Raw genomic sequence first — 21573 nt, forward strand, 5'->3', positions numbered from 1 at the left:
TATTAAAACCTATACTTATATATATGTTATATTTATGTATAGTTTTAGAGCAGAAATACTAACTGAAATTGCAAACGATGAAAAACAAGTTACAATCTAATGTAGCAAAGACCGCTTTCTTTTTGAAAAGAGATTTTCGTGTGGATGCTAATGCATTCACCGGAATACCCCTTTTGAAAGGAAAGCTAAAATTCCTATTTACGATAGGAGTGTTTGTCCTTTTTTCTATGAAAGGATTTTCACAATTAGCAAATGAATCATTTGAAAGCGGTGTGCCTGCAACATGGACGCTTTTAGATAATGAAGTAGGTACTACCCAATGGGGGGCAACCTCAGATGGATATTTAGACAGTAATGCGGTGTCTGTAAATCCAAGTGCCGATAATATTGGGGATGGTAGTACTGCCGAATATTATTTGGTAACACCTAGGTTTACGGTCCCTACAAATGGTGAATTACATTTCTACACTAAGCAAGGAAGTGATGTTGATTATGGTACTACTTACCAAATTAGGGTGTCCACAGCTGAAGATCTAGATATTTATGGATTTAGTACTTCTGTGAAGACTTATTCGGAAACCAATTTAAATGAAGGTTCTCAGACAGAATATGAACATAAGGTAATAGACTTGTCTACTTTGGCTAATGCAGAGGTATACTTTGCTTTTGTAGCTGTCAATAATCAAAATGGGGCTGTTCCTACGGGAGACGAGTGGTTTATTGATGATGTTGCGGTCTTGCAAGGTTGTGATGAGATCCCGGCAGCTAATATTACCATGACTAATATTACTACCAACGAAGCCGAAGTAACCTGGACGCATCCTTCTGCTTCCAATTTTAATGTTGAAATTGTTCCTGAAGGGGCATTTCCAAATGGTGTTGGTGTTCCTGTAAATGGAAACTCTTATACGTTTACAGACTTGGTGTCTGAAGTTGTTTACAATGTATATGTACAGGCGGTTTGTGATAATGGTACGGGGAGTGAATGGAGCGATCCTGTAAGTTTTGAAACTGTAAAATCTGGATTGTCTTGTGACAGTGCCATTGTGATACCATCAGATTTGACGGAACCATATATTGTAGAGGACAACTTGAGCAATTATGGGAATCCATTTGTTGTTAATGATACGCAGGGAAGTAACTGTGTGACTGGAGCACCAGATACGTGGAATTTCTTGAAAGGAGACAAGTTGTTTATGTCCTATACGCCAGAAGAAGATGGCTTGGTCTCTATTTTCCAAAGTGTTCCTAAAGAACAAATAGCTAGTGAAAACTGCTATAATAAAGGGTCTTCCGTATTGATATATGAAAGCTGTGATGATGTTGGGGTAAGCTGTATGGCGGGTGCTTATACTGCTACAGGTCAGGAGGAAACTTCTATAGAAGGTTTCTTGGCAGAAGCAGGGAAAACTTATATAATAGTGGTGTCTTCCAATTTAAGTCCTGGTGCAGGAATCTGTTTTACTTTTGAAATGAGAGCCTCTTCGTGTCCTACTCCTACAGGAATTACCTATGAGGACTTAACGGCGACCAGTGTAGCCATGTCTTGGGAAAATATTGGTGGCTTTGCCAATTCTTGGGAATATGCCGTGGTGCCGACGGGAGATCCAGTGCCTACTACAGGGATTGTATCTACATCTACAAACACAGGGAACCTAATCGATACAGGACTTGTGGCTGGTACTACTTACGATTTTTATGTAAGATCTATTTGTGACGGAACTACTACAGGAGAATGGTCCAATCCATATACCTTTACCACGCAATGTGTAACCAATACATTACCGTTTTTCGAAGACTTTACAGGAGCGACATCCACTAACCCAGAACCTTGTTGGTATAGTCTCAATTTGAATAAGGATAGGTTCCAGTGGGGTTATCTTACGGGATACCCAACGCTTCCAACCTTGGATACTCCAGGGAATAATAATGATATCTATTCCTCTCCGCGTTTGAGTTTTGATGCGCTGCCTAAGCGTTTGACTTATAAGCATAGAGCTACTAATGGAACCTCTACTTATTCCATCAAGCTATCTACAACAGGAATAGGGCCTAATAACTTTACCACAGAGATTTACCCAGAAACTGCGATTTCTACAAATAATCAATGGGAGACTGTAGTAATTGAGTTGCCTGTTATAGAAGGGGAGGTAAATATTGCTTGGGTAGTAACGCCTAACCCTGCTGAGGAGGCTACTAGATTATCCATTGATGATATTTTGGTGGAGACTATTCCTCAATGTCCAAATCCTTCTGCATTGGCTGTAGGCGCTATTCAAGATACGTCTGTAGAGTTGTCTTGGACGGCTGGTGAAAGTGAAACGGAATGGGAAGTGGTAGTGCAAGCACCTGGTGCTGGTGTGCCTACATTGCCTGGAGATGTTACTCAGCCAGGGGTGATTACAGATCAAAACCCATATACGGTGGAAGATTTATTGCCAGCAACGCGTTACGAATACTATGTAAGAGCCAATTGTGGCGATAAAGGTAACAGTGAATGGATAGGGCCATTAGCGTTTACGACGACTTGTGACACCTTTGTAATACCAGTACCGTATTTTGAAACTTTTAACGATGGTGATGCTGATAGTTATAAATTCTGTTGGTCTGTTGTTAATGCCAATGGCGATAATGCTCAATGGGCAACCTTGGCAGATAAAGCGGCTATTCAAACGTCTATCTTTGCGCCTCCATCTGCTTTTGATGATTGGTTTATATCGCCTGCTATCAACGTGAATACTGGTTTTAATAAACTGGAGTTTGATTATATGGCCTTGAAGAGTGCGGCATTTTCCGGAAACAGATTTGGAATGGAAGTCTTGATTTCTACAACAGACAATAATCCTGCTAGCTTTACAGTACTGGAGCCCTATTTTGAAATCACCAATACCGCTTTTGAAACAAAAACTATTAATTTTGAATCTAGTGGAACGGTATATATTGCCTTTAGAGTACCGCCAGCATTTGATGCAGAAAATGGTTTCTCTCATTTACATTTAGATAATGTAAGTATTGAAGCGGCAGAAAGATGTCCAAGACCTTCCAATTTAGCTGTAAGTAATATTACTGGTACGTCGGCACAGGTTACTTGGAACGCTGGAGCAGGAGAATCTGTTTGGAATGTTGCTGTGCAACCTTCAGGAACTGGTTTGCCAACTAATACTGCGGAAACGGTACGTGACGAACCAACGTATACCGCTACAGATCTAGAGCCAGGAACAACCTATGAAGCCTATGTACAGGCCTCTTGTGGGGATTCTAGTAGTGGATGGTTGGGGCCAATTACCTTTACAACGTCTTGTAATGCTATAGATACCCCATTTGTAGAAACCTTTAACTCAGATTCTACAACAAGACCTTGTTGGTCTACTATTGGTAGTGGTTGGGTAACCAATAGTACAAGAGCGCCTTATGAAGGAGATCAAACCGCTGCTGTAAATTCAGCATCACGTGCTAACTCTTGGTTAGTATCACCTACCCTTAATGTAAAACCAGGGCAGCGTTTGCGTTTTTTCCATAGTGTATTATTTGCAGGGTATAATGAGGTTTTAGAAATCTATATGTCCACAACTGGAGCAGATGCCAATTCATTACTTAATGGAACGCTTATGTATGATTCCGATGTGGATGGTTTTGATGAGACCTTGCATTATCAAGAAATGGTTTTGGAGGTACCTGTTTCTGCGCCAGCAGCGGTTAATTTTGGATTTTATGTTCCAAATAATAATGTTACAAACCAATCAATTTTTGTGGATTATGTAATTGTTGAGGACATTCCTAGTTGTCCACAGCCTTATAACGTAACTATCAATCCTATTATTGATGAAGGTTTTACTATAGGATGGGATACTAGTGGCACTGAGACTTCATGGGAAATTGCGGTATTGCCTTATGGTGAACCTGCTCCAACCGGTGATGTAGACCCAGCCTATTCTTATATTGCAGATTCCAATCCATTTGATGTTACAGGCTTGATTCCAGCAAGCAAGTATGAAGTGTATGTGCGTGCTATTTGTAGCGATACCGATAAGAGTGAATGGTCAATTCCTGTTGAAGTGGTTACCATGTGCGATTTAAGCAATGTTTGTGAATACAAAATTACTGTAGATAAGCATCACGAATATTTTACCTCTGCCAGTATCGATTTGTACCAAAATGGGGTGATGATACAAAGGATGATGTTTTACAATGGTGACAATGCTGCCCCAGAGTATACTGTCTTTTTATGTAACGGGGTAGAATACTCATTGTTTTTTGAAACTGTTGGTTATGAAACTACCCAATATGCAGAATACGAGATAACAATAAAGGATTATCAAGGGCAAGAAGTCGCTAATATCTTAGGACCTACACCTCGTGCGTTTTTCTATACAGGAGTGGCAGCATGTGGCGATGTGAGCTGTCCGCAGCCTACAGATTTAACGGCGAATGGTGCTGCGGAATTGTCATGGACGCCTGGTGGGGATGAAACCCAATGGGAAGTGGCGCTACAGCCCTTAGACAATAATACTCTTCCACAATCTGGAACTATTGTAAATACGCCTTCTTATGTGCCAACCGCAGATGATTTTGAGTTGGATAATGTAGGGACTTATGAATATTTTGTAAGAGCTATTTGTGGTGAAGGAGATACTAGCAATTGGTCTGGTCCTTATGACTTTGCTATAGGAGACGATGTGTCTACAGCCGTAAGCATTCCTGTTAATTCCGGAGAAGATTGTGAAGAAGCGGTAGTAGATGTTAGTTTTAGAAATGCGACTTTATCTCCAGAAGTACTGTCTTGTGGCGAGGCTCCAGTATCTGATATTTGGTTTGAATTTACCGCCGAATCTAGAGTACAGGTGTTTATGATTGATGGCTTTGAAGGGAATGCAGATTTGCATCATGGTTTTACAGATACAATTGAAGCTATCCCGCATATTACCATGACCATGTACAAGGAATTGGCCGATGGCAGTTTGGAAGAAATGGGCTGTACCTATGACAACCTTTTTGTGGCGAGCTATAGTACCGAGTTGGTGGTAGGCGACAATTATAAGTTACGATTGAGCTTAACTGCACCTGAAATAAGCACTAGAACCTTTAAATTATGTGCTACCACACCAGAGGACCTGTGTGCTATGAATGCGCCTAATTTTGGATTTGAGTCACCGGCCATACCTCGTGCCTTCTCTGCTTGGACCAACTATGATCAGGCTTTGATACCAGGTTGGAGTATGAGTAGACCAAATGGAGAAGAGGGAACTCTTTTTTATCAAGGAGCTATTTTTAACTGGGCCGAGATAGACCCAGCTGAAGGAGGACAGTTTATCATATTGGATCCAGAGTATGGGGATTATGATCCAAGAGACCCTAATATTGCAGGACTTTATAGAGATTTTGACACTTCAGAGATTACACAGATGTATTATAGTTTTGCGGCTGGGAAGGCAGGAGTAATGGCTACCGCTAGCGACGTGCAGTTGTTTGCCGGACCTCCGGAAGGGCCGTTTGTGAATATTCGAGAAGAGACAGCTTATCCTGGACGTTGGTCAACTTATACAGGGACTTATTTTGTTCCAGAAGGACAATCTACAACTCGCTTTATTTTCAGACCTAAAAATTCCGCAATATCTACTACTTTGGATGCTCTTAATTTTGTGGCGAATAATAGTATCAATTCCTTGCAAACCGATTTACTGGATTGTACAGACCCAAGTATTCAAATGAGTGCAGAAGGAACTGGAACCTGGATATCTGAAGAGAACCCTGGGCCAGTATTGTTCTCTGATGCTAGTTCTAGACAGGTAACCGTTAGTGGATTTACAGTGCCGGGAACTTATACCTTCATTTGGAGAACCCGTTATTGTGATGATATGATAACTGTGGAGTACGATGGTATTCCTGATTATCCAGGGGTAGAGTCTCCAATCATGTACTGCGTAGGTGCAGTGGCAGAACAATTAAGTGCAACTATTGAAGGAGACTATACTTTGTTATGGTACACAGAAGAAGTGGGCGGTATAGGTTCTGCTGAAGCGCCGACACCGGATACATCTGTAGCAGGAACTACGTCTTACTATGTTGGCTATTTGGATGCCAATGGTTGTGAAGGACCTCGTTCTGAAATTGTGGTGGAAGTAAATGAGATTGTAGATCCAACTACAGATTTCACCTATGAGGATGTTTACTGTCCAGATAGCGGATCGGTAATGCCGGTATTGTCTGAAGCATTCACTTTGGGTGGAAGTTTCAGCTCTCAAGCAGGATTGGATATCAATGCCGAGACAGGAGAAATCAATGTTGCAGCTAGTACGCCTGGTGAGTACACCATCACTTATGAAATTGTGGAAGATGCCGATATGTGTTTGTTGGGAGGTATGAGCACTTACACTATTACCATTCTAGAGAACTTGACTTCTGAAATTTCTGAAGACTGTATCGATGCTCACATTACGTTAACGGCAGCTCCAGTGAGTGATGCTTATAACCCAGATGAGGTTAATTATGTTTGGACGGATGCTAATGGAGAAGTAGTTGGGGATAATTCAAACATATTGGACGTCACTGAATATGCAATGAGCCATATGGATGCGACGGTACCAACCCAATTCACGGTAACAGTGACTCTTGGTGGATGTAGTACCGCAGCAGGCTATACGGTTGAAAAATTCTCTTGTGGAGAGATTCCTAAAGGAATTTCACCTGATGGTAATGGTAAAAATGATTGGTTTGACCTAACAGGTTTCCAAGTTGTGAAATTGAACATATTTAACCGTTATGGTACAGAGGTATATAATTTCAGCGGAAACTATACTAAGGAATGGGGAGGTCAATCCAAGAATGGAGAGGAGTTGCCAACAGGTACTTACTTCTATAGCATTGAATACCGTGATGGAGCTAATGAAACTGGTTGGGTATATATCAACAGAGCAAAGTAACCCTAAATGAATTCAAGCTGTCTGCCTGTAAAACGGCAGATAGCTTCCAATTATAGCATAAACTACACAGATGAAAAAATTATATGTGACTTTGGCCTTTGCACTGCTTTTTATGGTAAGTGGTAAGGCCCAACAAGATCCGCAGTACACACAGTACATGTACAATATGAACGTGATTAACCCTGCCTATGCAGGTTCTAAAGATAATTTATCTATAGGGTTGTTGTACAGATCGCAATGGGTAGATATTGATGGTGCGCCTAAAACGGCTACATTTTCTATCCACAGCCCAGTAGGTGAAAAAGTAGGGATGGGATTATCTGTTATCTCGGATAAAATCGGACCAGTTGAAGAAAACAACGTGTACGCCGATTTCTCTTATACCTTAAATTTAGGTGGAGAACACCGTTTGGCTTTTGGTATGAAAGCTGGCGCAACCTTCCAAAATATTGGATTATGGAGTGATATTGGTAATGGATACGTTGTGGATGCTACTGATGAGGCCTTTAGCCAAAATACAAGTAATACCTATTTGAACATTGGTTCAGGATTTTTCTATTACACAGATAAATATTATGTGGCCCTTTCTGTGCCCAATATGTTAAAAAGCACCCACTTGGATGTGACCAACAATGGTCAGGAATACACATTTGGTTCAGAAGAATTACATTACTTCTTAACAGGGGGGTATGTGTTTGACCTTTCAGAAAATACCAAGTTCAAGCCTTCTTTTATGTTGAAATCGGCATTCAATGCGCCAACATCTTTGGATGTCTCTGCGAATGTTTTATTCTTTGAGCGCTTTGAATTGGGAGCCTCTTACCGTTTGGATGATTCAGTTTCAGGATTGGTAAACTTTGCCATTACTCCAAATTTAAGAGTAGGGTATGCTTACGATGCCATCACTTCCGATTTAAGTGGAGGTACTTCAGGATCGCATGAAATTATGGTATTGTTCGACTTGAACTTTGCTAAGAAGGTGTCTGTTTCACCAAGATTTTTCTAACCACAAAAAGCCATTAAAAAATGAAAAAAATATACAGTCTTTTATGTTTGCTGATGTGTGTTGCAGCAAGCTACGGACAAAACGCCCAAACCGAAAAGGCCGACCAATTGTTTGAGAGCTACCAGTATATGGATGCTATCGATGCCTATTTAAAGTTGGTTGATAATAGAAGTGCCGATACCTATGTGTACAAGCAGTTGGGGGATTGTTACTACAATGTCTTCAATACCGAGGAAGCTGCTAAATGGTATGCTATGGCAACGCAAACAACACAGGACGCCGAAACCTATTACCGTTATGCTCAGACTCTAAAATCTCAAGGGAAATATGAAGAGGCTAATAAACAAATGGATGTATTTGCCAAACTGATGCCAGAAGATCAACGCGCTATTACCCACATGAAAAATCCAAACTATGTACCACGTTTGGCTGACCAATCAAAGTTGTTTGATGTGGAAAATGTGGATATTAACAACCAAGAGCAGAGTGATTTTGGTAGTGTGCTATCTAATGACAATACCTTGTATTTTGTGAGTTCTAGAGGGAGTAACAAAAAGGATAATTGGACAGATAGACCATATTTGGACATTTACCAGTCGGTTAGAAATGAGGACGGGACCTTATCTGAACCAGAAGAATTGAAAAGCTTAAATACACCGTTCCACGATGGGCCAATTACCTTAAGTGCCGATGGGAATACCATGATTTTTGCTCGTGATGGTTTGAGTACTGGAAACTATAAAAAAGTAAAGAAGAACAACGTAAAAGTTGGGCAACAAGGTTTGTACAGTGCTACTAAGCAAGATGGTAAGTGGGGAAACATTCAAGCCTTGCCATTCAACAGTACAGAGTATTCTGTAAGTCACCCAAGTTTAAGCGCTGATGGACAAACGTTATACTTCGCTTCTAACATGCCAGGTGGTTTTGGAGATACCGATATTTGGAAAGTAAGTGTTAATGGAGGTGCTTATGGTACTCCTGAAAATCTTGGTGCTAATGTGAACACTGCTGGTAAAGAAGGATTCCCTTTTATTAGTGAAGACCATATTTTATACTTTGCGTCTACAGGAAAGCAAGGTTTGGGTGGTTTTGATATTTTTAAAGTGGACTTGGGCAAAAATGAAGACGCCATTAACTTGGGAAAGCCTGTAAATACTAAAAGTGACGACTTCTCTTTTAGTGTGAATACTAAGTATAATGTTGGCTATTTTTCTTCAAATAGAACAGGTGTAGACAATATTTATAAGGCTATTCCTGTTTGTATTGCTGAGGCTGTGGCCTTGGTGAAGGACGCTATTTCTGGCTCAGTATTGACAAATGCTTCAGTATCAATTTTGGACAGCCAAAATAACGTTATTGCGACAAAAGATAACGATGCTAGTGGTACAGCTGCTTTTAAAGTAGAATGTGAAACGGCTTACTATTTTAATGTGTCAAGACAAGGCTACAAAACAGCGAGTGCTCAAGTCTCACCAAGCAAAGGAGGGACTACCAACGTAACCGTAGTTTTGGAGCCAGAGCATGAATTGATTACAGAAACTGAGGTGAAGTTGAACAATATTTATTTTGAATTCGACAAGAGCAACATTACTCAACAAGGCGCCTTTGAATTGGATCGATTAGTGGGCGTTATGAAGGAATATCCAGAAATGGAAATCTTGGTGCGTTCACATACCGATACCAAAGGGAATCACGAGTACAACCAAAAACTATCTGAAAGACGTGCGCAAGCAACGGTGCAATATCTAATTTCTAAAGGCATTGCTAAGGATCGACTTTCGGCTAAGGGAATGGGAAGTTCAGAACCAAAAATAGACTGTAAGTCTAAGTGTACAAAAGAAGAGGATGCACAAAATAGACGCTCAGAATTCCTGATCGTTAAAAAGTAATTTCATTTTTTTATATACATTTGCCGACCAGCCAAAAACTTAAAAATAACTGTAAACAGCTAATAGTCAATTTGCAATTTTGAGATTGCAGGTTGACTATTGGAGTTTTAAATTATGTAATGAAGAAAGTTAATATGAGGAAATTTTTAATGTTTGGCCTTTTTATAATGTTCCTGTTCAGGCTTAGTGCACAAACAAATGTTGATGGATTGCCTAGTGATTGTGTAAACGCCATAACAATTTGCGGGAATGGAACTTTCAATTCCAATGCTGATGGCTATGGAGCTGAATGGGATTTGTATGGTTGTGGAAACCTTGAGCACAATTCTGTATGGTTAAAGTTTGATATTGTACAAGACGGAAACTTGGGGTTTATATTGACTCCAGATAATCCCTCTATTGATGAGGATTTTGATTTTTGGCTTTTTGGGCCAAATGTAAGCTGTGAGGAGATAAAAAGTAAAGACGCACAAGGTCAGGCAAATATTGATCCCCTACGTTGTTCTATGACCAATCCCGGTGAGTTGAACTTGACGTCTAACCTAACAGGAATGAATTCTACTTCTTTAGCAACACATTCCCCACCGAGCTCTGGAAATGGTTGGGTACGTGAGATAGGGGTTCAACCTGGTGAAAGTTATTATTTGATCATAGACCGTCCTTATGATGGGGGTGGGTTTTCAATAGAGTGGACAGGTACTGCTACAAGGGGTACTGGAGCATTTCCAGAATCGCCAGTAGCTAATGATATTGAAGATCAAGTTAACTGTTCTAATAATGGAACCGCTTTTTTTGATTTAGGACAAGTAGTAAGTGATATCAATTCTGATCCAAATAATACTGTTACATTTTATCACAGTTTGTCTGATGCTACTGATAGCATTAATGAAGTTCCTTCAGACCAATTATACTTTTCTACAGCGGCTACCACACAAATATATGCTAAGGTGACCAATGCATCAGGCTGTTATGATGTAACAGAATTCAATTTGTTGATATTACCACGCCCTGAGGCTAGTGTAGAAGTGAATAGTTTAGAAATCTGTTATGGTGAGGAGTCCATATTTAATTTTACGGGATCTCCAAATGCCATTGTAGCCTATAGTATAAATGGGGCGAAACCTCCTTATGAGGAAATTTTGTTGGACGAAACCGGTTCTGCAACTTTGAATATGACATTTACTGAGGATACAACTATAGATATGAAGTACGTTACATTTGCAGAAAGTAATGGCTGTACTAGATCTATTGCCGAAACAATCGAAATCAAGGTAAATCCAAATACAATCCCTACAGTTAATACTAATTCTCCAATATGTGAGGGAGAAATGGGGGAAATGACTTTTACTGGGGAAGCCAATGCAACCATAGTATATCATATAGGAAGTGGAGCTTCTGAAACCATAACCCTTGATGCTACTGGGAATTTCAATTTGCAATTTCCAGATTTAATGACCACTACAGAAGTTACTCTAGAATCTGTAACCAGCGCAACCTCTCCATTTTGTTCGTTGGACCTCGATAATGTGGTCGCTATTGAGGTAATGACTATATTGGAATTGGAGGATGAGTATCTAGTCTCCGAATGTGATACCGATGGAGATGGGGAATACACGTTTAACTTGTTGGATTATGAATCTGAAATTTTGGCCAATGCCGATAATCCATCTGATTATGTCGTGACTTATCATTTTACAGAGCAAGACGCTTTGGACAATACGGGAGTAATTCCTAACCCAAATGCCTTTACAGCAACGCCTAACCCCCAAACAGTAGTGGGAATAAGAGTGTCTACGGCAGGTTCGGCATGTGTAAATACGGCCGCCTTAGTTTTGGAAATAACCGTATTACCAGATCCTAGTACAACGGTTTTGTCGCCTATAGTACTATGTGATGAACAAACTCCTAATGACAGTCAAGAGCCTTTCGATTTAACACAATATGAAACTACCATTGCAAATGGGATTGCCAACTTAACCTTCTCCTATCATACTAGTCTAGCTGATGCCGAGTCTGGAGATAATGCTATTCCTAACGTTAGTAACTATGTGTCTGGTTCGTCTACTGTATATGTGAGGGTTACTAGTGCTAATGCAGGAACAACAGAGTGTTATGCTGTATTCAGTTTTGATTTGGAAGTACAACCAATACCAACCATTGCAGAAGGTAGCATGACGGTTTGTAGTCCTGATGTAAGCGGATACTATGATTTTGATTTAGTGGCTGAAATTGATACTATATTGGGAACTGGTCAAAATTCATCGGATTTTACAGTAACTTTCTATGAAGATGCAACTGGGAACAATCAAATTACGGTAAACCCATATACGAACGCCACAGAGTTCAATCAAACTATTTATGTGGAAATTGTTGCTAATGAAACTGGATGTTCTGAAATTTTTCCATATCAATTGAATGTCGAGGCCGCAGCTGTTGCCAACATGCCAGAGCCGATGATTGTTTGTGATTACGATGGAGAAAATGATGGGTATTCGGCCTTTGATTTAACAAGTTTAAATGCAGAAGTTCTTAATGGTCAAAATCCTACTGATTTTTCTGTGAGTTATTACCTTTCTGCCGAGGATGCTGAAAATGGAGATAACCCTATTGAAGATCCTGCCGCTTATATAAATACCGTAGCTTATGGAGAAACCATTTATATAAGAGTTGAGAACAATAACATTCCTGACGAGTGTTATGATACTACTTCTTTTGAATATACCGTAGCACCTTTATTGAATCCTGAAATTTATTCTCAAGACGGAAATAATACGATTTGTGTGGATTATGAAACAGGAGAGGTATTGAATTCTGTGACCTTGGTAAGTGATTTACAAGACCCTAATTATGCTTATACATGGTATTTGAATGGAACTGTAATTGTAGGGGCTACTCAGGGAACTTATACTGTAGACACGGCGTCGCCTGGGCAATATACTTTATCTATAGAGGAAATTGAATCTGAAACCAATTGTACGTCTGAAATCAGTCAGGCTTTTGAAGTGTTTCAGTCGAGTCAAGCGGTATTGGTGAGTGTGAGCCAATCAGGAGCATTCTCGTCCAGTCCAAGTATTATTGTTGAAGTTGAAGGATATGGCGACTATTGGTTCCAGTTGGATGATGGGCCTATTGTGGATAATGGAGGGGTGTTTACCAATGTAAGCGGTGGTTTGCATACCGTGTATGTGTATGATATGAAAACAGAAACTCCTTGTGACCCATTGGTAATTGAGAATATTAGAATTATTGATTATCCTAAGATGTTTACGCCTAACAATGATGGTAACAATGATGTTTGGAATATTTTCGCATTAGATGACCATCCTGAAGCAGAAATTCTAATTTATGACCGTTATGGAAAGGTGTTGGCTCAAATTAAACCTTCTGGAGCGGCATGGGATGGAACATTGAATGGAAAACCATTGCCGTCCACAGATTATTGGTTTGTGTTGACCTATGAGGAATTGGGAGTGCCAAAGCAATTCCAGGCACACTTCTCAATTAAACGATAAATTATTATTTATTAAGGGAATAATAAGGAAGGCACTTATACTCGGTATAGGTGCTTTTTTTATTTGATAAGTTGGATAAAATGCTCCAGGCTGGGATTCATGTTGCTTGGGTCCCAAATCATGGACAAAACAGTGCGTTGTGGAATCTTGGAAAGTTCAATAAACTTCACGCCAGGGTCATGGCCCACTTGAAGGGATTTAGGAACGATGGAAACCCCAAACTTATTTTTTATTAGCGAATAAATGGAATCGGCGTGAATGGTATTATGGGACACAATTGGACTAAAGCCACTATCATCAAAAATTTGCATTACTTTTTCGTAATAGGACGTGCTATACTTGGGGTCGAAAAGAATAAAGGATTCGTTCTTTAATTGGGTCAAGCTTTTAAAATTGCTGTTGTCCAGTGGGTGATCCTTCGGAAGTACCAAACAAAAGGGTTCCTTTAAAATCTGTTTGATAGAAAGTCCTCTGGGGACGCGTTCCAATCTCACAAAACCAATGTCAATATCATGGGCAATAAGACTGTCTATTTGACTTTGGTTGTCCATTTCCTTAAGACTAAAGATCACATTGGGGTGTTCTTCTTCAAAAGCCAAAAGCAATCTGGGAATAAGCTCCTGCATCGCCGAGCCTACATAACCAAAATTAAGGCGGCCCTGCTTGCCGTCCTGTAAAAGTTTGGCATGTTCAAAAATGCCATCTAGTCGGGATATGTTTCTGCTGATTTCAGCATGAAGATAGGCGCCAGCCTTGGTAAGTTTTACATCTCGGTTATGACGCTCAAAAAGTGTGATGCCCAACAATTCTTCCAACTGTTTAATTTGTCTGCTTAACCCTGGTTGGGAGATAAACAGTTTATCGGCCGCTTTTCTAAAGTGCAATTCTTCGGCGACAGCCAAAAAATAATGCAGGTGACGCAATTCTATTTGATTACTTATAGGCATCAATGAGTGATGTAATTGATATTATTTGCTATCAAAAATAGCGATAACTTTGTAAAAACTAATAGAAAACGAGAGAGAATGATGTTTAAATATGGTATAGATAAGCTTTCGGTAGACACCGTAATGGCCCTTGCAGAAGGAACTTTGAAAGGGATTGTGACCGAAGAGGCCAAGGCTAAAGTAAATGAATGTAGACAAAAGGTAGAAATCATGGCCAATTCCGATAAGGCCGTGTACGGAATCAATACAGGATTTGGTCCCTTGTGCGATGTACAGATTACCCCTGAGGAAACCAGTAAATTACAGGAGAACTTGGTAATTACCCATGCCGTTGGTGTAGGAAACCCGATTGATAAGGAGTTGTCCAAAATCATGATGATCTGTAAGGTGCAGGCCTTATGTCAAGGATTTTCAGGGGTGAGAATGGAAGTGATCGACCGATTGTTGTACTGTATTGAAAATAATTTGTTGCCAGTAGTTCCTGAACAAGGTTCGGTAGGAGCATCGGGTGATTTGGCGCCTTTATCGCATTTATTTTTGCCGTTGTTGGGCGAAGGTGAGTTTTGGGTAGGCGATGTCATTAAACCTGCCGCAGAGGTCTTAAAAGCACATAATTTGGAGCCTATCCAATTACAGGCTAAAGAAGGTTTGGGATTGATCAACGGCACCCAGTTTATTTTGGCCCACGCCATCAAAGGGCTCAAAAAAATGGCATATCTTTTGGACTTGGCAGATGTGGCCGGAGCCATGAGTATTGAGGGCTACCAAGGAAGTGCCTCGCCATTTAAGGAAGCGCTGCATACCATTAGACCATTTCAAGGAAATCTAAAAGTAGCCGAGCGCATGCGCCGACTGTTTAAGGATTCGCAAAATATCAAATCGCATTTGGATTGTGCCCGCGTGCAGGATCCTTATTCCATGCGTTGTATTCCGCAGGTGCACGGGGCTTCAAGAAATGCTTTCTATCATTTAAATGAATTGGCAGAAATTGAGATGAACTCGGTAACCGATAACCCAATTGTGTTGAGTGAAACCGAAGCGATTTCTGGTGGAAATTTCCACGGACAACCCTTGGCAATGGCCTTGGATTATGCCTCGATAGCAGCTTCGGAATTAGGAAATATCGCCGACAGAAGATGTTATTTGTTGTTGGAAGGTAAGTTTGGATTGCCACGTCTACTAACCGAATCTGGAGGGTTGAATTCAGGTTTTATGATTCCGCAATACACTACAGCGGCTTTGGTAACCGAGAACAAATCTTTGTGTTTCCCTCCTTCCGCAGACAGTGTGCCAACGTCTTTAGGACAGGAAGACCACGTGTCTATGGGAAGTATCTCTGGGCGTAAGTTCAACCAAATTTTGGGGAATATTGAAAAGATTTTGGCCATCGAGTTAATGTATGCAGCCCAAGCATTGGAATTTAGACGACCAAATACCTTTTCCGATATTGTGGAAGAAAACTTTAAGTTGATCAGAAGTAAAGTGGCGAAGTTGGAAGATGACCGTGTGTTGAAGGACGATATTTATGCCATCATTCAATTTGTAAAAGAACAAGCCTTTAGGGTGCAGTAAAACAAAAAGCGATATGACATTTCAAGAACAGATATTACAAGGAATTCCAACAGAGTTACCGGCAAAAAAGGCCTATCCGGAAGGCATTAATAGAGCCCCAAAACGAAAGGATATCCTATCAAAAGAAGACAAGCAATTAGCCGTTAGAAATGCTTTAAGATATTTCCCAGAAGCTTGGCATGCGATTTTGGCGCCTGAATTTGCCGAGGAATTGAAAGAATACGGACGCATTTATATGTACCGTTTCAAACCCGATTACGATTTGTATGCGCGACCTATTTCGGAGTATCCGGCACAATGTTCACAGGCGGCAGCTATCCAGTTGATGATTCAAAATAATTTGGATCCTGCCGTAGCTCAGCACCCTGAGGAATTGATTACCTATGGAGGAAATGGTGCTGTGTTTCAAAACTGGGCGCAATACTTGTTGACCATGAAATATTTGGCCACTATGACAGAGGAGCAGACTTTGCATATGTACTCTGGCCACCCCATGGGATTGTTCCCATCGTCTAAAGCAGCGCCCAGAGTGGTGGTAACTAATGGGATGATGATTCCTAACTATTCCCAACCGGACGATTGGGAAAAGTTCAACGCTTTGGGAGTTACCCAATATGGACAAATGACTGCGGGATCTTTTATGTATATCGGTCCGCAGGGAATTGTACACGGAACCACGATTACCGTGATGAACGCCTTTAGAAAAATACTGAAGAAAGAGGAGTCTTCCTCTGGAAAAATATTTTTAACCGCTGGTTTGGGAGGTATGAGTGGTGCGCAGCCTAAGGCAGGGAATATTGCGGGTTGTATCACGGTGTGTGCCGAAGTGAATCCAAAAGCGGCCACCAAACGTCACCAACAGGGTTGGGTAGATGAGTTGATAGACTCTATGGAGGCTTTGATTACTCGTGTGAAAAAAGCGCAAGAGGCCAACGAAGTGGTTTCCATTGCTTACATTGGAAATATTGTGGAGGTCTGGGAGCGTTTTGATGAAGAAAATATCTTTATCCATGTAGGGTCAGATCAAACCTCTTTACACATTCCGTGGACGGGTGGTTACTATCCTGTGGATGTGAGTTATGAGGAATCCAATCGCTTGATTCGTGAGGAGCCGGAAGTGTTTAAGGAAAAAGTTCAGGAAAGTTTACGTCGTCATGCCACGGCAATCAACAAACATACAGCCAAAGGCACGTATTTCTTCGATTATGGAAATGCCTTTTTGTTGGAAGCCTCTCGTGCAGGTGCCGATGTGATGGCCGAAAATCAAATCGATTTTAGATATCCTTCCTATGTTCAGGATATTTTGGGACCTATGTGTTTCGACTATGGTTTTGGACCCTTCCGTTGGGTGTGTACGTCTGGAAAGCCCGAGGATTTAGATGCAACGGACCAAATTGCCATGGAAGTGCTGCAGCAAATTATGGAAGTGTCTCCAGAGGAAATCCAATTGCAAATGCAGGACAACATTACTTGGATTAAAAATGCAAAGCAGAACAAAATGGTGGTGGGTTCACAAGCCAGAATTCTATATGCCGATGCAGAAGGGCGCGCCAAAATAGCCGAAGCTTTTAATAATGCCATTGCAGAAGGAAAAATTGGCCCTGTGGTATTGGGGCGCGATCACCACGATGTGAGTGGTACCGATTCTCCATATCGCGAAACTTCCAACATTTATGATGGCAGTAAGTTTACGGCTGATATGGCCATTCAAAACGTGATAGGCGACAGTTTTAGAGGCGCTACCTGGGTGTCTATCCACAACGGTGGTGGTGTTGGCTGGGGAGAAGTGATCAACGGTGGTTTTGGAATGCTGTTGGACGGTACCAAGGAGGCCGAAGCACGCCTAAAAAGCATGTTGTTTTACGATGTCAATAACGGTATCGCGAGACGTAGTTGGGCCAGAAACAAAGAAGCAAGATTTGCTATTGAACGCGAGATGCAGCGTACGCCAAGTCTAAAGGTGACCTTGCCTCACTTGGTGGCTGAGGATGTCTTGACGGATTTGTTTGAAGTATGAGGTTAGCAGTTTGAAGTTAAAAGGAATGGAGTAGAGATGAGTTTTGTCATTCCGACGAAGGAGGAATCTCTTTTTGTACTCTTCCGTTAATCTAACTTGATGTTAAGTTTTGAAGAGAAATAATAAATAAAAGTGCTGTTTTACGACAGGGCTTTTTTGTTTTTTAAGTAGTGTTTTTTTACAAATTGACATTTACCGCTAGCACTCTTTTGTGACGAGTGTTAAAGCTTTTATAAATGTTGAAGCAGAGTGTTTTGCGGATTTATGGCTGAGAAAAAAACTCCTGTTTACAACGGGTGCTAGCTTGAGTACATAATTTTAAAAGTTCAGTTTAGTAATATAAGGGACTGCTTAGGAGTTTTTTTTACCTGCTTGCAGTAAGCGAGCTTTACACTTTTAGCTCAAAAAAGTACAACACAAAAAAATAAACAGACTTGAAAAAGAAAATCGTCTAAAAATTACTTTTAGACGACCTCTTTATGTATTGGAATATTTAAAAAGCAATCAAAATATTACTGTTTAACTAATTTATAAGTCGTTATTTTACGAGAACTATTAGCTGCTTTTAAAATATAAATTCCGTTAGGAAACTTAGAGATATCGATAGTGTGTATCCCTGTTTTTAAATCTTGATTCAATACCATTTTTCCTAATATGTTGTAAACTTCAATATTTAAAGCCGTTTTACTATCGAAGGAAAAGAAACCTGTTGATGGATTTGGATAGATTCTAAACTCTTGATCAAGAGTATTGATGTCTTGCGAGCTTAATGTTGCACATGTACTGTTTGTAGTAACTGTCGATCCCGCTAACCAATTTGAAGTAGCACCATTTATTGCAAAATTGGTTAGTGTACCATTAATTGCGTTTGATGTTGTATCGAATAAACTAGAAATACCTGAATTATTTACTGTATCAACTCCTTGATTAAACTTGTAATAAGCTACCAAATCACTTTCATTTCCTTGTAATTCACAAGAAATATAATTGTTAATTTGTGCTTCTGTTCTAGCTACACTCCAAATACGTAACTCATCAATATTTCCAGTAAAATATTCTGTGCCTCCAACTCTTGAACCAATATGGAATATATTTGTACCTACAGGTAAACTTGTTGGAGCTGCTTGCGAAGCTATTAAATTTCCGTTTGCATACACATGCATATTGGTACCATCATAAACGGCTGCAATATGAGTCCAAGTATTTAAAGGCACATCAAACGAAGCATTTAAAGCAGTGCTATTTAACCAAAATTGGATGTTATTATTATTTCTTACACGTAACAATAGCTTATTGTAAGATCCATTATAATCGGTCAAAATATTATTCCAACCGTTTAAAGTAGTGGGATTAATCCATGCTTCAATGGTCAAAGCTGTTTTATTATTTAAATGGGTAGAGATAGATGGTCCTAAATTCACATGATCGTTAACACCATCAAAATTCAAGTGGGTAGCAGGCTCATAAACATTTACAACAATTTCCACTCGTTCACTTTCACAGCCATTATCATTAGTAGAGCTAACCCAATATGAAGTGGTTCCTGTACTGGTGGTTTCTGGTGTTGGTGCATTAGAAGTGCTTGCTCCGCCTGTAGAAGCCGTATACCATAAAAGGTTGGATCCTGTAGCCAAAAGCTCACTTGCTGTGTCACCTAAGGCATAATCAACTGGTGAAGAAACTGTAGGCGCTGTAATGGCAACATAAGACTGTGTATTTAAATCGTTAATATAAACACACGATTGAAAATCTCTTGCTGAACAAAAAATATCTAGTTTATCGTCGTTATTAAAATCTGCGATTGCCGTACCATTATATGCGTTAGGCAACTCTTGACTATTAAGTGTAAGTCCACAACCTGAATTAATATAATATCTAGCTCCAGAACCAGTTTTACCAGCATACACAGCATCAAGCCAAGTATCACCATTTAAATCAACCAAAGCTGTAACCGTATAATTTGCTATAACCGATACTAAGGAATTTGCAGAAGGTGCTCCAAATGTTCCTGTTCCATCATTTTCCCATAAACGTAAGCCCCAATTATTATAATAATCACTAGCTAAAAAATCGAGATCGCCATCTTTATCCCAATCTGCCATAAAACCAGTTCCTGTATAGGTTGTTAAATTTTGACTATTCGTAAATATACCGTTACCATTATTAGTAAAGACTTTACCGTTCCAGCCTCCTGTGCCACAAAGCACCAAATCTATGTCTCCATCATTGTCAATATCACCTTCTATGGCACCATTGTTAGCAAAAACACCTTGGTTATCAAATTCTTCTGCCAAAGTAAAGCTTGCATTACCCGTGGTACCGCTGTTTACCCATAATTGATTATTGTTTATAGAATTCAAAGATCCATTTAACCAAAGTATGTCTTGTTTTTCATCTTTATTAAAATCGGCAACAATAACCTTGCTAATAGAACCAGATGCAGTAAAAAATGTTCCTGTTAATTCAGTAAATACAGCAGAACCATCATTAATAAAGATTTTACCAGCGGTACTAACAATATCCATATCGCCATCATTATCTAAATCTTTAGCAATTAAGTCACTCCAGCCTAAACCAGATAAAATTTGGGTTCCTGTAAAATTATTAGAGCCATCGTTTGCGTATAATCTATAAACACCCGATTCGTCTTTAACTATAATGTCTTTGTACAAATCTCCATTAAAATCTCCGGCTAAAGGAGTGTAAAATCTTGATTGAGGACCTGTTGTTGTTCCGATACAAGTTGAAGCAATAAATGCATCTGTTTGTGAAAACATTTTTAACCCTGATAGGAATAAGAACACTAAAAAGTACTTTTGTTTCATATTAAAATAAGTTTAAAAAATTAGGGCGCAAAAGTAATTGCAACTAAAGTACAGTTGGAGGGATTTGGTACTAAATACAGAAGTTTGTGTACTAAAATGCATTTCATTGGATAATTGAAAATGTAGATTAATACTTACATTTATTAAAAGTTAAAAGAAAAGTATTACGAATTAAATGGATTGGTTTCTGGTTAAATATTAGAACCTTATTTATAAGCTAAACTGATAATTTCTAGAAATAGGCAATTCTTGATTGTTTACCTCTATCCATGAAGCTCCTTTTTTGTTAATTTTGGTTTTATTTACCACAATGGAACGATGAATTTGTACAAACCGATCCTTAGGAAGTTCATGTTTTAAAAATTGACTCAACGAAGATCTTAGGGTAAATTTATTGTTTGTAGTAATAATATCGATATAATTTCTATCAGAGACTAAGTATAAAATATCATTTAGAGGTATTATCTCTTCAATATACCCATTTTTTATTTTTATAGTTTCTTTTTTGCTTTTTATAAAACATAGGTTTATAGCCGCCAACAAATCAGGTTTCTTTATTGGTTTTGAAAAATAAGCTTCAGGTTTGGTTTTCAACGCCAAAGTTATTGTTTGTAAATCGTTTTGGGCTGATATGAAAATTACTTGAGCATCTTTATTTTTTTCTTTGGAAAGTGCTATGCCATCATTTTTACCTTGCAGATTTATGTCTAAAAGCACAATTTCAGGATTGAAAGTTTTAAAGGCCATTAAAGTATCCTGAACATTATGTGTAATTTGGATATTAAAATACCCTTCACTTTTTAAAATTTCTAAAATAAGATTCGCTTGAAGCTCCTCATCTTCAACAATTAAAACTTTTAATTTTTTATGCATCTTATATAACTC

The 21573-nt window shown here is 39.4% G+C and carries 9 protein-coding genes; 6 read left to right on the plus strand and 3 right to left on the minus strand.

Annotated features, from left to right (window positions below; translation table 11 throughout):
• Positions 1 to 77: 77 nt before the first annotated feature.
• From ZA06_RS06795 to ZA06_RS17285, 4 genes are all read left to right on the plus strand, one after another.
• Positions 78 to 6920, plus strand: a complete 6843-nt coding sequence (locus ZA06_RS06795) for a choice-of-anchor J domain-containing protein (protein WP_053976622.1) — start codon at positions 78 to 80, stop codon at positions 6918 to 6920.
• A 70-nt stretch (positions 6921 to 6990) separates the two neighbouring features.
• Positions 6991 to 7926, plus strand: a complete 936-nt coding sequence (locus ZA06_RS06800; RefSeq protein WP_053976623.1) for a PorP/SprF family type IX secretion system membrane protein — start codon at positions 6991 to 6993, stop codon at positions 7924 to 7926.
• Between the two features lie 20 nt (positions 7927 to 7946).
• Complete coding sequence (locus ZA06_RS06805; RefSeq protein WP_053976624.1) at positions 7947 to 9815, plus strand: OmpA family protein; 1869 nt, start codon at positions 7947 to 7949, stop codon at positions 9813 to 9815.
• 119 nt (positions 9816 to 9934) lie between these two features.
• Positions 9935 to 13327, plus strand: coding sequence for a T9SS type B sorting domain-containing protein (locus tag ZA06_RS17285; RefSeq protein WP_157503133.1), 3393 nt, complete (start codon positions 9935 to 9937; stop codon positions 13325 to 13327).
• A 59-nt stretch (positions 13328 to 13386) separates the two neighbouring features.
• Here the strand turns inward: ZA06_RS17285 and ZA06_RS06815 are convergent, their stop codons facing one another.
• The gene (locus tag ZA06_RS06815; RefSeq protein WP_316931755.1) at positions 13387 to 14274 is read right to left on the minus strand and encodes a LysR substrate-binding domain-containing protein; all 888 of its coding nucleotides are present in this window, start codon (positions 14272 to 14274) and stop codon (positions 13387 to 13389) included.
• Between the two features lie 81 nt (positions 14275 to 14355).
• On the opposite strand from ZA06_RS06815, the gene hutH reads away from it, so the two are divergent.
• Together hutH and ZA06_RS06825 are read left to right on the plus strand one after the other, a co-directional pair.
• Positions 14356 to 15846, plus strand: coding sequence for a histidine ammonia-lyase (gene hutH / locus ZA06_RS06820; protein ID WP_205625702.1), 1491 nt, complete (start codon positions 14356 to 14358; stop codon positions 15844 to 15846).
• A gap of 13 nt (positions 15847 to 15859) precedes the next feature.
• Entirely contained in the window at positions 15860 to 17863 is a 2004-nt protein-coding gene (locus tag ZA06_RS06825) for a urocanate hydratase (RefSeq protein ID WP_053976627.1), read from the plus strand.
• Between the two features lie 512 nt (positions 17864 to 18375).
• On the opposite strand, the gene ZA06_RS06830 is transcribed toward ZA06_RS06825, so the two are convergent.
• Together ZA06_RS06830 and ZA06_RS06835 are read right to left on the minus strand one after the other, a co-directional pair.
• Positions 18376 to 20688 (minus strand): LamG-like jellyroll fold domain-containing protein, encoded by a 2313-nt coding sequence (locus tag ZA06_RS06830; protein ID WP_082331946.1) that lies wholly within the window; start codon positions 20686 to 20688, stop codon positions 18376 to 18378.
• 210 nt (positions 20689 to 20898) lie between these two features.
• Entirely contained in the window at positions 20899 to 21561 is a 663-nt protein-coding gene (locus ZA06_RS06835) for a LytR/AlgR family response regulator transcription factor (RefSeq protein WP_053976629.1), read from the minus strand.
• Positions 21562 to 21573 lie beyond the last annotated feature (12 nt).

The organism is Mangrovimonas xylaniphaga (assembly GCF_001280435.1).
GTDB classification, from domain to species: domain Bacteria; phylum Bacteroidota; class Bacteroidia; order Flavobacteriales; family Flavobacteriaceae; genus Mangrovimonas_A; species Mangrovimonas_A xylaniphaga.